The sequence below is a fragment of the Stenotrophomonas sp. 89682_Sma genome (assembly GCF_056481405.1).
Genome location: NZ_CM151147.1, coordinates 1230874 through 1244582, shown reverse-complemented (window position 1 = coordinate 1244582; position 13709 = coordinate 1230874). Strand labels below are relative to the sequence as shown.

The following is a 13709-nucleotide window of genomic DNA, read 5'->3' as shown; positions in this document are numbered from 1 at the left end:
CGGCACCGTTGCCGGTGCCGTCGTTACCACTACCTTGGAGAGAGAGTCAGGACGTGGGTTCGGGGGGCGAGCGCCGGGTCAGTGGACCCCGCGCACCGCCAACGTGAGGGCCAGGATGCTGAGGATCACCGCGATGGTGCCGTCGAGCACGCGCCAGGTGCTGGGCTTGGTGAACAGCGGCGCCAACAGGCGCGCGCCGAGGCCCTGCGCGGTCAGCCACAGGCAGCTGGCGGTGACCACGCCGGCAGCGAAGGCCATGCGGGCGTTGCCGAAGTTCTCGGCGATCGAACCGATCACCATCATGTCCAGCCAGAAGTGCGGGTTGATCAGCGAGAAACCGACCGCGGCCATCAGCACCGCGCGGCGGCTGCCGTCATCGCTGTCGGCCTCGCCCATGCCGCCGCCACCGGCGATCGCACGGCGTGCCGACTTCATCGCGTACCAGGCCAGGAACGCCACACCGGTCCACAGCACGGCGGTGGTCACCCACGGCAGCGCCGAAGTGAGCGTCCGCAGGCCGGCCACGCTGGCAAAGATGAAGATCGCATCGATGGCCGCACAGGTGGCGACCACCGGCACGATGTGCTTGCGCAGGATGCCCTGGCGCAGGATGAAGGCGCTCTGGGCGCCGACCACGGCGAACAGGCCGATGCCGGTAGCTGCACCAGAGAACCAGGCACCGAGGCCGGTGCTGGCGGAGATGACCGAGAACATGGGATTCACTGCCTTTACTTGCTTTGGGGGACGGTGCCTCGCGAAGGCGGACAGCACCGGAACGAGCGCCATTGTCGCGCCGCAACATGGAAAAGACGAGCTAAACTTCCTAAACCAACATTAGCGGAGCTTAATTCGATGCGCATCGATCATGCCCAGCTGCGCGCCCTGGCCGCGGTGATCCGCGAAGGCAGCTTCGACCGCGCCGCGCAGTCGCTGAATGTCACTCCCTCGGCCATCTCGCAGCGGGTCAAAGCGCTGGAGGACCGGATCGGCCGGCTGCTGGTCAAGCGCGGCACCCCGGCCACCGCCACCGCCGAGGGGCAGCTGCTGGTGCAGCTGGCCGAGCAGACGGCCCTGCTTGAACACGATGCGCTGCACCGGATGGGCCTGGCCGACGAGGATCTGCCACAGGCCAGCATCCCGGTGGCGGTGAACCACGACAGCCTGGAAACCTGGTTCCCGCAGGCGGCCTACCAGTTCGCACAGACCACCGGCACCACGCTGGACCTGCGCGTGGAGGACCAGGACCACACGGTGGAGCTGCTGCGCCAGGGCACGGTGCTGGGCGCGGTGACCACCCTGGACGAGCCGGTGCAGGGTTGCCAGATCCACGCGCTGGGCAGCATCCGCTACGCGGCGACCTGTACGCCGGAGTTCCGCGAACGCCACTTCGCCAAGGGCGTGACCGCGCAGGCGCTGGCGCAGGCCCCGGTGCTGGTGTTCAACCGCAAGGATGAAATGCAGTCGCGCTTTGCCCGGCGCATGGCCGGTGATGACCTGCCCAGCACTGCGCCGACCTGGTGGATTCCGTCCACCCGCGCCTTCGTGCAGGCGAACCTGGGCGGCATGGGCTGGACCATGAACCCCCTGCCGCTGGTCAAGCGGCACCTGGATGCCGGCCGCCTGGTCTACGTGCGCCAGCGCGCGTGGGAAGACGTGCCGCTCTACTGGCAGCACTGGAAGGGCGACGTGCAGACCATGGCCCTGCTGACCCGCGCGGTGCTGGATGCTTCCTCCGCGCTGATCCGGCGCAAGCGCTGAGCTGGCCTCCCAGGGGATGTAGATCTTGGTCGGCACCCGCTTTCGGCTCACGCGGCCAAAATTCGAGGCAATTGCGACACCGAATAGCTCAATTGCCAGCCGACAGATGTACTTGTTTTACGTAGGCTGGAAAGCTTGCCAATTGTGAGTCAAACCGAATGGAACTTCCTGACGAAATCTATGAGCGGGTCACTGACCTCTCAGAGCAGGGAAACGTCCTCATGGATGCCGATGACCATGCTGGCGCGACTCGGTGTTGGCTGCAGGCTTTAGAAGCGTTGCCAGCTCCTGCCAAGGATTGGGAGGCCTACACGTGGCTCTGTGCTTCACTTGGAGACGCGAGCTTTCTTTCTGGTGACGTAGTGACCGCCCTGAAGTACTTCATGGATGCATTGAATGGTCCGGACGGGCATACCAATCCCTTCATCCTGTATCGCGTTGGCCAATGCAACGAACTTCTGGGGCAGCGGGATCGGGCCCTTGAGTACCTGCTCAGGGCGTATGCATTGGATGGCGAGGACATATTCGACGCTGACGATGAAGGTGGAAGGTACCTTGCCTTGCTGCGACAGGAGGGCCTCACTGCGACCTGATACCACCAGGGCAGCCAAGCGTTCGGAATGCATCGCTTGGTAGTCAGGAGTTGTCGAGCCCGGGCCATGGAGAAGTGGGGTCGAAAGCGACTTAATCCCCTCCGTCCCCTTTTTGCTCCATCCAATCTCCACGAAACCTCCACACCGGGTCCATGCGTGATGCGGATACTGGTCGGCCGATCACTGCAAGGATGCCCTGCATGCCTGTATTCGTCCGCGATGCGCGCCCCGAAGATGCCGCCGCCTGCATCGACCTGCGCGGGCGCACCCGCGAGAACGCCTTCAGTGCCGCCCAACTGGCGGAACTGGGCATCACCGAGGACAGCTGGGCGGCCGGCATCGCCCAGGGCGATTCGATCGGCCGCGTCGCCTGGGACGGCGAGCGCATGACCGGTTACTGCTTCGCCGACCGCGACAGCGGCGAAGTACTGGTGCTGGCCCTGCTGCCGGACTACGAAGGCCGCGGCATCGGCCGCCAACTGCTGCAGGACGTGGTGAGCCTGACCCGCGATGCCGGCCACCGGCGGCTGTTCCTGGCCTGCTCGGCCGACCCGCGATCGCGCTCGCACGGCTTCTACCGCCGCCTGGGCTGGCGCCCGACCGGCGAGATCGACGACGCCGGAGACGAGATTCTGGAGCTGGTCTGATTGAAGGCGTCGCCAGGCATGACCTGGCGCTATGGGTGACGGTGCCGCGAAAGGCCGGATGCTGCGTTGCATCAAAAAAGGACCGGAAACAGTTAGAATCGCGCCAGGATGTTGCAAGGCGTTGTTTCTTCACGCCCTTTCCCTGCCCCACGCGCATCCTGACCCCTTCCCCTCCGCCAACGATCCCGCCCCCATGAAGAAATTTGGCAAGGCTCTTCTCGCCCTGCTCGTGCTGCTGTTGCTGGCCGCCGCGCTGTTCCTGTACTGGCCGCTGACCCAGCGCTCGGTGCCCGCCGCCAGCAACGACAAGCCCGTCGATGTGGTGCTGGTCGGCGCCGGCATCATGAGCATCACCCTGGCCACCTACCTGCAGGAACTGCAGCCGGACTGGAACATCCAGGTCTACGAACGCCTCGACGGCGTCGCCGGTGAAAGCTCCGACGGCTGGAACAACGCCGGCACCGGCCACTCGGCCTTCGCCGAACTGAACTACACACCGGAACTGCCCGACGGCAGCATCGAGACCAAGCGCGCGGTCGGCATCGCCGAATCGTTCGAGGTCTCGCGCCAGTTCTGGTCGCACCAGGTGAAGGAAGGCCGGCTGAGCCAGCCCAGCGACTTCATCAACCCGACCCCGCACATGAGCTTCGTCTGGGGCGATGACAACATTGCCTACCTGCACAAGCGCCAGCAGGCCCTGGTGAAGAATCCGCTGTTCTATGGCATGCAGTACTCCGAGGATCCGGCCCAGATCAAGCAGTGGGCCCCGCTGCTGATGGAAGGCCGTGACCCGAAGCAGAAGGTTGCCGCGACCTGGATGCCGCTGGGCACCGACGTCAACTTCGGCGTGATCACCCGCCAGCTGACCGCCGGCCTGCAGCGCAGCCCGAACTTCAGCCTGCACCTCAACCACGAAGTGAGCGCGCTGCGGCAGAACGCCGACAAGAGCTGGAACGTGACGGTGAAGGACCTCAAGGCCGGCACCGAGTCCACCACCCACGCCCGCTTCGTGTTCATCGGTGCCGGTGGCGCTGCACTGAAGCTGCTGCAGATGTCCGGCATTCCGGAATCGAAGGACTACGCCGGCTTCCCGGTCGGTGGCCAGTTCCTCGCCTTCCAGGGCCAGGACGTGACTTCGCGCCACGGTGTGAAGGCCTACGGCATGGCCGAAACCGGTTCGCCGCCGATGTCGGTGCCGCACCTGGATGCGCGCAAGCTGGATGGCAAGCCGGTGGTGCTGTTCGGGCCGTTCGCGCTGTACAGCACCAAGTTCCTCAAGCACGGCTCGTGGTGGGACCTGTATTCCTCGGTCACCCACAACAACGTCGGCCCGATGCTGGAAGTGGGCAAGGACAACCTGGACCTGGTGCAGTACCTGATGGGCCAGGCGCGCCTGAATGATGCCGATCGCCAGGCCGAACTGGTCAAGTACTTCCCCAACGCCAAGCCGGGCGACTGGAAGCTGGTCACCGCCGGCCAGCGCGTGCAGATCATCAAGCGTGATCCGCTGAAAGGCCCGGTGCTGCAGTTCGGTACCGAGATCGTGACCGACAAGGACCACACCCTCGCGGCCCTGCTTGGCGCTTCGCCGGGTGCGTCGACCTCGCCGCCGATCATGCTGGACCTGATGGCCAAGGCCTTCCCGGACCAGATGAAGGCCGGTTGGGAAGCGCGCCTGCGCGAAATCGTGCCGTCGTACGGGCGCAAGCTCAACGACAGCGCCGCGCTGACCAACGAGATCCGTACGCTGACCAGCCAGACCCTGCACCTGCCGTACCTGGAAGTGCCGGTGGACGCCAATGCAGCAGCGCCGGCTCCCGCCGCGGTTCCGGCTGATGTTCCGGCGCCGGCCAAGGAAAAGCGCAACGCCAACGAGGAACTGCAGGCGCTGTAAGCCGGCAGTTTCCTTGCGATGCAGACGGACGGCCACCTTCGGGTGGCCGTTCGTTTTTGGGGCGGCTCCCTGCTGTAGAGCCGAGCCCATGCTCGGCTCCAGCCAAAAGCAGCCGAGCATGGGCTCGGCTCTATAGAAGGCGATGCCTGGTGCCGGAACGTCGATGCACAATGACGCGAATTGTAATGTTGTTAAGAATTATTTACATTTGCGTCCTGCGCAGTGACCGCGCCCCTCCCAGATGGACCTGATGTGCCCGAAGCCGCCGCCCCGGGTGCTGGACAACTGTTGCCGCCCTTCCCCGCTTCCAAGCCTCGAGCCCCTCATGTCCCTGACCCTGCGAAACCGCCTGCCCCGCCGCGCGCTGCTGCCGGCTGCCCTGCTTTCGTCGCTGTCCCTGCTGGCCGCACCCAGTGCGTTCGCTGCGGCCGATGGCGCCGCCGATGCCAAGACCCTGGACCGGGTCAGCGTTCGCGCCGAACAGTCCGCACCGCCGTCGAGCACCACGCGCCTGCCGATCACGCTGCAGGAAACTCCGCAGTCCGCCACCGCGATCAGCCTGAAGCGCCTGCAGGACGAATCGCTGTTCAGCATCAACGACGTGATGCGCACCGTGACCGGCGTCAGCGTGTCCTTCTACGACACCCAGCGCCCGCTCTACTACGCACGCGGCTTCGCCATCACCGACTTCCAGGTCGACGGCATCCCGACCTACAGCGGTTCCACCAACCAGGAATACGACACCGCCTTCTACGACCGCATCGAAGTGATCCGCGGTGCCAACGGCCTGCTCAGTGGTGCCGGTGTGCCGTCGGCCACGGTCAACCTGCTGCGCAAGCGCCCGGGCAAGGAGTTCGATGCCTCGTTCGCGGTCAGCGCGGGCAGCTGGGACTATCGGCGCATGGAGGCGGACGTGACCGCGCCGCTGACCGATGACGGCCGCTTCCGCAGCCGCGTGGTCGCCGCCTATACCGATCGTGGCCTGTACTACGACCGCTACGACGAGAACAAGATGGCCGGCATGGCAGTGCTGGAAGGCGACGTCACCGACAGCACCACCATCACCCTCGGTTACCAGAGCCAGGACAACAACCCGACCGGATCCACCTGGGGCACCGTCGCGTTCTTCGACAACCAGGGCAACTTCGCCCACCTGGCGCGCTCGACCAACCTGTCGCCGAAGTGGAGCTACTGGAAGCGCGAGAGCAACACCGCGTTCGCCAATCTGGAACAGCGCTTCGGCGACGACTGGCTGCTGAAGATCAACACCGCCTACACCCGTGGCAACGTGCAGAACGTGCGCCTGTATGGCACCGGCAATCCGGACCCGGTGAGCGGCTCGGGCATCTACCTGCGCGCCGCCGCCGGTGATTCCAAGGACACCCGCCGCAACGTCGACGCCTATCTGACCGGCACGTTCCCGCTGTTCGGCCGCGACCATGACCTGACTGTCGGTGCCCAGTGGTCGGACCTGGAAGGCACCACCAATACACTCACGCTGAACTACCCGCGCGACTGGGCCACCTGCGGGCGCGAGCGCTGCTACTACATCCCCAATGTCTTCAGCTGGGATGGCGATATCTCCGAGGTGACCTACACCCGCACCGGCGCGCGCCGCGTGGCCAAGACCACGCAGAGTGGCGTCTACCTGGCCACCCGCCTGCACCTGGCCGATCCGCTGTCGCTGATTGCCGGGGCGCGCCTGAGCCGCTGGCAGACACTGAGCCGTTCCTACAACGCGGCCGGCGCCTATACCGGCACCAGCGGCGCCTACAAGGTCAGCGACGAAGTCACCCCATACGTGGGCCTGGTCTACGACATCACACCGAACGTGTCGGTCTACGCCAGCTATACGGAGATCTTCAATCCGCAGAACTATCGCGACCGCAATGACAACCTGCTGGCGCCGGTGCAGGGCTCCAACCTGGAAGCGGGCGTCAAGACGCAGTGGTTCGATGGCCGCCTGACCGCCAATGCCGCCGTGTTCGAGGCCAAGCAGGACAACTACGCGGTGCGTGACATGAGCGTGCCGGAAGGCACGTTGAGCGATGGCAGCTCGGCCTACATCGGCATCAACGGCACCAAGGCGCGCGGCTGGGAAGTGGACGTCAACGGCGAGATCCTGCCGGGCTGGACGATCAACGCCGGCTACACCCACGTCAAGGTCACCCGTGCCGCCACCGACCTGCTGTACGCCAACCCGCCCGAAGACCTGCTGCAGCTCAATACCCAGCTGCAGCTGCGCGGCGCACTCGAGCGCCTGAGCATCGGCGGCGGCGTGCAGTGGCAGAGCAAGGTGCAGGGCTATAACATCGCCTACCCGCTGGGTGGCACGGTAACGGTGAAGCAGCCGGCGTACTCGCTGGTGCAGTTCAACGCCAACTACCGCATCAGCGACAACTGGACGGCCACGCTGAGCGTGCGCAACGCACTGGACAAGAGCTACTGGGCGAACCTGGACTACAACAACTACGGCGAACCGCGCTTCGTGTCGGCCAGCCTGCGCTGGAAGTTCTGAGGCGGCTGCGAGGCGGCCGGGCTATCGGCCGCAGATCCGCGCTGCCGCCGGTAGGTGTCGACCTTGGTCGACACGGTAGATGCGCCCCGGGTCGGATCCCTTTCCGCAGGAAAGGGCTCTGACCCCAGACAGCAGGACAGGGCCCGCCTCCGCGCGGGCCCTTCCTTTTGCTGCACTGCGGGTTGCACACCATGTCATAATTATGCCGTAATTATCTCAACGCCAATCGGAAGCCGGTCGATGAACCCGAGCTGGGATACGTTGGAGCGCAGTCGCCAGGCGCGCCTGGAGCGCGCCGCGCCGTGGGCGCGCGGCCACCAGGTCGCCGCCGAGAACGTGGGTGAACTGCTGCACGCGCTGCTGGAGCCGGGTGACAAGGTCTGCCTGGAGGGCAACAACCAGAAGCAGGCCGACTTCCTGGCCCAGATGCTGGCCGGTCTCGACCCGGCGCGGGTGCACGACCTGCACATGGTGCAATCGGTGCTGTCACTGCCCTCGCATCTGGATGTGTTCGAGCGCGGCATCGCCTCCCGGCTCGACTTCTCCTTCTCCGGCCCGCAGTCGGTGCGGCTGGCCAACCTGGTGGCCGAAGGCCGCATCCAGATCGGTGCCATCCACACCTATCTGGAACTGTTCGGCCGCTACTTCATCGACCTGACACCACGCGTGGCGCTGGTCGCCGCGCAGGCTGCCGATCGCCACGGCAACCTCTACACCGGCCCGAACACCGAGGACACCCCGGTGATCGTGGAGGCCACGGCCTTCCGCGGCGGCATCGTCATCGCCCAGGTCAACGAGATCATCGACACCCTGCCCCGCGTCGATATTCCGGCCGACTGGGTCAATTTCGTGGTGCAGGCGCCGAAGCCGAACCACATCGAACCGCTGTTCACCCGCGACCCGGCGCAGATCTCCGAGATCCAGGTGTTGATGGCGATGATGGCCATCAAGGGCATCTACGCCGAGTACGGCGTGAACCGCCTCAACCATGGCATCGGCTTCGATACGGCAGCCATCGAACTGCTGCTGCCCACCTATGCCGAATCGCTGGGGCTGAAGGGAAAGATCTGCCAGCACTGGGCACTGAACCCGCACCCGGCACTGATTCCTGCCATTGAATCGGGCTTCGTGAAGTCGGTGCACTCGTTCGGTTCGGAACTGGGCATGGAGAAATACATCGCCGCCCGTGGCGATGTGTTCTTCACCGGTGCCGATGGCTCGATGCGCTCGAATCGCGCGTTCTCGCAGACCGCCGGCCTGTATGCCTGTGACATGTTCATCGGCTCGACGCTGCAGATCGACCTGCAGGGCAACAGCTCCACCGCCACCCGCGACCGCATCGCCGGCTTCGGCGGTGCGCCGAACATGGGCTCGGATGCACGCGGCCGCCGCCACGCCAGCGACGCCTGGATCAAGGCCGGCCAACAGGCCGCTCGCCCTGGTGAAATACCACGCGGCCGCAAGCTGGTCGTGCAGATGGTGGAGACCTTCCGCGAGCACATGGCACCGGCCTTCGTCGATCGCCTCGATGCCTGGGACCTGGCCGAGCGCGCACAGATGCCGCTGCCGCCGGTGATGATCTACGGCGATGACGTCAGCCATGTGCTGACCGAGGAAGGCATCGCCAACCTGCTGCTGTGCCGCACGCCGGAGGAACGCGAACAGGCGATCCGCGGCGTATCCGGCTACACCGCCGTCGGCCTTGGCCGCGACCGCGCGATGGTGGAAAACCTGCGCGACCGCGGTGTGATCCGCCGACCGGAGGACCTCGGCATCCGGGTGCGCGATGCCAGCCGGGATCTGCTGGCCGCGCGCTCGGTGAAGGACCTGGTGCGCTGGTCCGGCGGCCTCTACGACCCGCCCAAGCGCTTCCGCAACTGGTAAGGGACAGAGCATGGAAACCCTCGACTATCGATTCGACGGCCACACCGCCGTGCAGTTCCCACGCGATGCGGTGCTGGTGGGCGTGCTCGCCTCGGGCAACCTGGAAATCCTGCTGGAACCGGCTGATCTGGATGGCGCAATGACCGTGCGTATCATCACCGCCGCACAGGGCTTCGGCAGCATCTGGCAGGCCGTGATCGCCGATTTCGCCCAGCGCCATCCGCTGCGCGACGTGCGCGTGTCGATCAACGATGCCGGCGCGACCCCGGCCGTGGTCAGCCTGCGCCTCGACCAGGCCGTGGAAACCCTGCTGGCCGGAGGCACGCCATGAGCCACGTACAGCGCCACAGCTACTACGAAGCCGGTGCGCGCGAACGCATCGCCGGGCTGGTCGATGCCGGTTCGTTCCGCGAATGCCTTGGCCCGGCGCGGCGGATGATGAGCCCGCACCTGGCCCAGCTGGACCAGCCGGCTGCGTTCGACGATGGCATCGTCGTCGGCGAGGCCACGCTGCGCGGCAAGCACGTGCTGCTGGCCGCGCAGCAGGGGCAGTTCATGGGCGGTGGCGTGGGCGAAGTACACGGTGCCAAGCTCACCGGCTTGCTGCGCCGCGCGGCCGAAACGCGTCCAGACGGCGTGCTTCTGCTGCTGGACACCGGCGGCGTGCGACTGCACGAAGCGAATGCAGGCCTGATCGCGATTTCAGAAATCATGCGCGCCACCCTGGGCACGCGTGCAGCTGGCGTGCCGGTCATCGCGCTGATCGGCAGCGGCAACGGTGCGTTCGGCGGCATGGGCATCGTCGCCCGCTGCTGCACCACGGTGATCATGTCCGAGGAAGGCCGGCTCTCGCTGTCCGGCCCGGAAGTGATCGAGACGGTACGCGGTGTGGAAGAGTTCGACTCGCGCGACCGTGCGCTGGTCTGGCGCGTGACCGGCGGCAAGCACCGCTACCTGATCGACCAGGCACAGGTGCTGGTGCCTGACGCCATCGAAGCCTTCGCGCAGGCCGCAAGCGATGCGCTGCAACCCGATGCCGCCAGCACCGATACCGATGCGGCGCTGGCCACGCTGCAGGAACGCCATGCGTCATTGAAAGCCCGCGTGCAGGCCTGGGGCGATTGCCGCGATGGGCTGGAAATCTGGGCCCGCCAGGGCATCGCCGAACCCGAACGACTGCCGCTGCTGGACACCGACGCCTTCCGTGCCGCCACCGCCGACCGGAGGCTGCCATGACCGCCCCGCTGCAGACCCTGCTCGACGCCCTGTTCCCGCGCGGCCATCGCATCGACATCCGGGATTCGGTGCTGACCGGCAGCGCAACCACCGACGATGGCGAGGTGACCGTGATCGGCACCACCGACCGCATCGAGGTTGGCGTCGACCACGCACTGGCGCTGGCCGGGACCGTGCTTGCCAGCACCGCCGCACACCCGCAGCGGTCGATCGTGATGCTGGCCGACACCGCCGGCCAGCGCCTGGCGCGCCGCGATGAGCTGCTGGGCATCAATGGCTATTTCGCGCACCTCGCGCAGGCTCTCGATCTGGCCCGCCGCCGTGGGGCGCGCCTGGTCACCCTGGTCTACGGCGAATCGGTGAGCGGTGGATTCCTGTCCTTCGGCCTGATGGCCGACCACATCCATGCCCTGCCGGATGCACAGGTACGCGTGATGGACCTGCGCGCGATGGCGCGGGTGACCAAGCAACCACTGGAAAAGCTGCAAGCGCTCAGCCAGAGCTCACCGGTGTTCGCACCGGGCGTGGCCAACTACGTCGCGATGGGTGCGGTGGAATCGCTGTGGGATGGCGATCTTGCGCAGCACCTGCTGCGGGCCCTGCGCACGCCCAGCGACGGCGATGCGCGCGCGAGGCTGGGTGCACAACGCGGCGGTCGTGCACTGGCGGCGGATGTTGCCGATGCGGTGGCCCGCGGCGATGCCTGAGCAGCCCGCCCGCCACATGTTGGCCTGGCTGTCGGCCCACGCCGGCTGGCGCGCCGACGTGGCTGCGCAGGAACCCCGCCTCGCAGCGTGGTTCGCGCAGGGCCTACCAGCGATGGTGGCGCGCCGCGCCGCGGATGACCCCGACCCGCGGCTGCGCCTGGGCGTGCCGCTGCCACCGGGCGAAGGCAAGCTGCGCCTTGCGCTGCGCGTGCCGCAGCAGGATGTGCAGCGCCTGCAATTGCCGCCCGCACTGGACGCGGTACTTACCCGGGGCGTGCCAACCGACTGGCAGAGGGCCCTGCACGCACTGGCGAGCATTGCACCGGCACGCGTGTTCGGCGCTTTCGCCTGGCAGCACCTCAGCGGCCTGCCCTATGTGCACGCACGCTCGGACATCGACCTGCTGTGGCAGGTTGAAAGCCGTACGCAGGCCGATGCACTTGCCGAACGCCTGAACGCCTGGGAGCACGAGCATGCCCGTCGCGTCGATGGCGAACTGTGCCTGCCTGATGGCGGCGCGGTGAACTGGCGCGAGTTTGCCGGTGACAGCCGCCAGGTGCTGGTGAAGCGCCTGGAGGGTGCTGCACTGGACGTCCGCGAGCGCCTGTTCGAGGCAGCCGGAGCGGCGGCGTGAGCGCGGTCTTCCAGTCCCGGCTGCAGGATGCAAACGCGATCGACAGCGCGCGTCTGGGCCGCCTGGCCATCACCAGCCTACATGCCGAACTGGCCTGCGCGCCCAAGCCGGGGCTGGTCACCCCCTTCGATACCGGCAGCCATGACGACATGGACGCCGGTACGTTCCTGCGCAGCCTGTTCTCGCTGCGCCACTTCTTCACCGCGATTGCCGACGCCGGTGCCGCTGATGCGCCGTTCGCCATCCTGCGCGCGCACGGTATGGCCGCCGAGCACGCGATGCTGCGCGCCACCGGCGGTATCAATACCCATCGCGGCGCCATCTTCAGCCTGGGCCTGCTGGTCGCCGCTGCCGCACGCTGCCGCCGCCAGCAGGGCCACGCCGCGCCGGCCGCGCAGGTCTGTCTGGCCGTGCAGCACTGGGCTGATGCGTTCGCCACGGCACCGCTGGATGCCTCCAGCCCCGGCCAGCGCGCGCGCCTGCGCCATGGCGTACCGGGCGTGCGCGAACAGGCCGCTGCCGGTTACCCCGTGCTGCGCGACTTGGCCGTACCGAGCCTGCGCCATGCCCTGGACAACGGCCTGCCGCGTGACGCGGCGATGTGCCAGACTCTGATGCAGCTGGTCGCACAGGTGGACGATCTCAACCTGCTGCACCGTGGCGGCGCCGACGGCCTGGCCTGGGCGCAGCAGGAGGCCCGCCGCTTCATCGAAGCGGGCGGTGCCTTCGCACCCGGCTGGCAGTTACGCCTGCACCGCATGGGTGAGGGCTTCATCGCGCGCCGCCTGAGCCCCGGTGGCAGCGCCGACCTGCTGGCCTGCAGCTGGTTCCTGCTGCAGCAGGAGGGCGCATGAGCCTGGCCCTGCTCTGCCCCGGACAAGGTGCGCAGCACGCGGCGATGTTCGACCGCGTGCGTGAGCTGCCCGCGGCCCGCGACGTGCTGGCGTCGGCCAGCGCCGTGCTCGGCCGTGATGTGTTCGCGGCCGCCGCCGACCAAGCACGCTTCGACAACGCACTGGCCCAGCCGCTGTTGTGTGCCGCAACGCTGGCGCACTGGCAGGGCCTGCGCGACGCGCTGCCGACACCGCTGTTGGTTGCCGGCTACAGCATCGGTGAACTGGCCGCACATGCCATCGCCGGCAGCGTTGATGCCGCCACCTGCCTGGCCCTCGCGACTCGGCGCGCGCAGTTGATGGACAGCGCCAGCCCCGCCGATGCAGGCCTGCAGGCGGTGCTCGGGCTGGACCGCCGCCGCCTGCAGTCGCTGTGCGATGCACAGGGCGCGTACGTGGCTATCGCCAACGGACAGGATCATTTCATCGTCGGCGGCACGCTCGCCTCGTTGCAGGGCCTGGCCGATGCAGCGCGCGCACAGGGTGCGGACATCCGCCCGCTGCCGGTGCACGTTCCGGCGCACACACCGCTGCTGGCAGCGGCAGTCGCACCGTTCGCTGCGGCCCTCGACACCTCTGCGCTGCAGGCCCCGCGCCTGCCGCTGCTGGCCGGTATCGATGCACGGTCGGTACGTGATCGCGCGGCAGCGGTGCACACCCTGTCGGCACAGCTTGCCCAGACCATCGAATGGACGCAGGTGATGCGCCAGGCCTTCGAGCGTGGCGCGCGGGTATTCCTGCAGCTGGGCCCTGACAACGCATTGGCGCGCATGGTTGCGTCGTCCTACCCGTGCTGCGAGGTGCGCGCGGTGGAAGAGTTCCAGAGCCTGGACGGCGCCGCGGCATGGGTCCGCAGCGCGCTGGAACGGCTGCAGTAACGGGTTCGAGCAGTACGTATCACGCAACACGCAGTACGTCGCCTTACCCCGGGATGGCGGGTCTCCA

13 protein-coding genes are annotated in these 13709 nt (G+C 67.1%); 12 read left to right on the top strand and 1 reads right to left on the bottom strand.

Annotated features, from left to right (window positions below; genetic code table 11):
• Positions 1-78 precede the first annotated feature (78 nt).
• Complete coding sequence (locus tag ACZK29_RS05765; protein WP_478446788.1) at positions 79-714, bottom strand: LysE/ArgO family amino acid transporter; 636 nt, start codon at positions 712-714, stop codon at positions 79-81.
• A 138-nt stretch (positions 715-852) separates the two neighbouring features.
• On the opposite strand from ACZK29_RS05765, the gene ACZK29_RS05760 reads away from it, so the two are divergent.
• The 12 genes from ACZK29_RS05760 (at position 853) to mdcH (ending at position 13642) form a co-directional block, all read left to right on the top strand.
• Complete coding sequence (locus ACZK29_RS05760) at positions 853-1758, top strand: LysR family transcriptional regulator ArgP (protein WP_049416399.1); 906 nt, start codon at positions 853-855, stop codon at positions 1756-1758.
• A gap of 158 nt (positions 1759-1916) precedes the next feature.
• Positions 1917-2351, top strand: coding sequence for a tetratricopeptide repeat protein (locus ACZK29_RS05755; protein WP_012479434.1), 435 nt, complete (start codon positions 1917-1919; stop codon positions 2349-2351).
• A 200-nt stretch (positions 2352-2551) separates the two neighbouring features.
• Positions 2552-2998 (top strand): N-acetyltransferase family protein, encoded by a 447-nt coding sequence (locus ACZK29_RS05750; protein WP_478446787.1) that lies wholly within the window; start codon positions 2552-2554, stop codon positions 2996-2998.
• Between the two features lie 193 nt (positions 2999-3191).
• On the top strand, positions 3192-4892 hold the full coding sequence (mqo, locus tag ACZK29_RS05745) for a malate dehydrogenase (quinone) (RefSeq protein WP_478446786.1): 1701 nt from the start codon (positions 3192-3194) through the stop codon (positions 4890-4892).
• Positions 4893-5217: 325 nt separating this feature from the next.
• Positions 5218-7410: a TonB-dependent siderophore receptor gene (locus tag ACZK29_RS05740; RefSeq protein ID WP_164147133.1), complete on the top strand. Its 2193-nt coding sequence runs from the start codon at positions 5218-5220 to the stop codon at positions 7408-7410.
• A 240-nt stretch (positions 7411-7650) separates the two neighbouring features.
• Positions 7651-9294: a malonate decarboxylase subunit alpha gene (mdcA, locus tag ACZK29_RS05735; RefSeq protein WP_478446785.1), complete on the top strand. Its 1644-nt coding sequence runs from the start codon at positions 7651-7653 to the stop codon at positions 9292-9294.
• A gap of 10 nt (positions 9295-9304) precedes the next feature.
• Entirely contained in the window at positions 9305-9625 is a 321-nt protein-coding gene (gene mdcC, locus ACZK29_RS05730; RefSeq protein ID WP_478446784.1) for a malonate decarboxylase acyl carrier protein, read from the top strand.
• Positions 9622-10530: a biotin-independent malonate decarboxylase subunit beta gene (locus ACZK29_RS05725; protein WP_478446783.1), complete on the top strand. Its 909-nt coding sequence runs from the start codon at positions 9622-9624 to the stop codon at positions 10528-10530. The genes mdcC and ACZK29_RS05725 overlap by 4 nt, the downstream gene beginning before the upstream one ends.
• A complete protein-coding gene (mdcE, locus tag ACZK29_RS05720; RefSeq protein WP_111204041.1) occupies positions 10527-11237 on the top strand; it encodes a biotin-independent malonate decarboxylase subunit gamma in 711 nt (236 codons plus the stop codon). Before ACZK29_RS05725 ends, mdcE begins: the two co-directional genes overlap by 4 nt.
• The gene (mdcG, locus tag ACZK29_RS05715) at positions 11230-11871 is read left to right on the top strand and encodes a malonate decarboxylase holo-[acyl-carrier-protein] synthase (protein ID WP_459048428.1); all 642 of its coding nucleotides are present in this window, start codon (positions 11230-11232) and stop codon (positions 11869-11871) included. The genes mdcE and mdcG overlap by 8 nt, the downstream gene beginning before the upstream one ends.
• Positions 11868-12725, top strand: a complete 858-nt coding sequence (mdcB, locus tag ACZK29_RS05710; protein ID WP_459048429.1) for a triphosphoribosyl-dephospho-CoA synthase MdcB — start codon at positions 11868-11870, stop codon at positions 12723-12725. The genes mdcG and mdcB overlap by 4 nt, the downstream gene beginning before the upstream one ends.
• Positions 12722-13642, top strand: coding sequence for a malonate decarboxylase subunit epsilon (gene mdcH / locus ACZK29_RS05705; protein WP_111204039.1), 921 nt, complete (start codon positions 12722-12724; stop codon positions 13640-13642). The genes mdcB and mdcH overlap by 4 nt, the downstream gene beginning before the upstream one ends.
• The last annotated feature ends 67 nt before the right edge of the window (positions 13643-13709 follow it).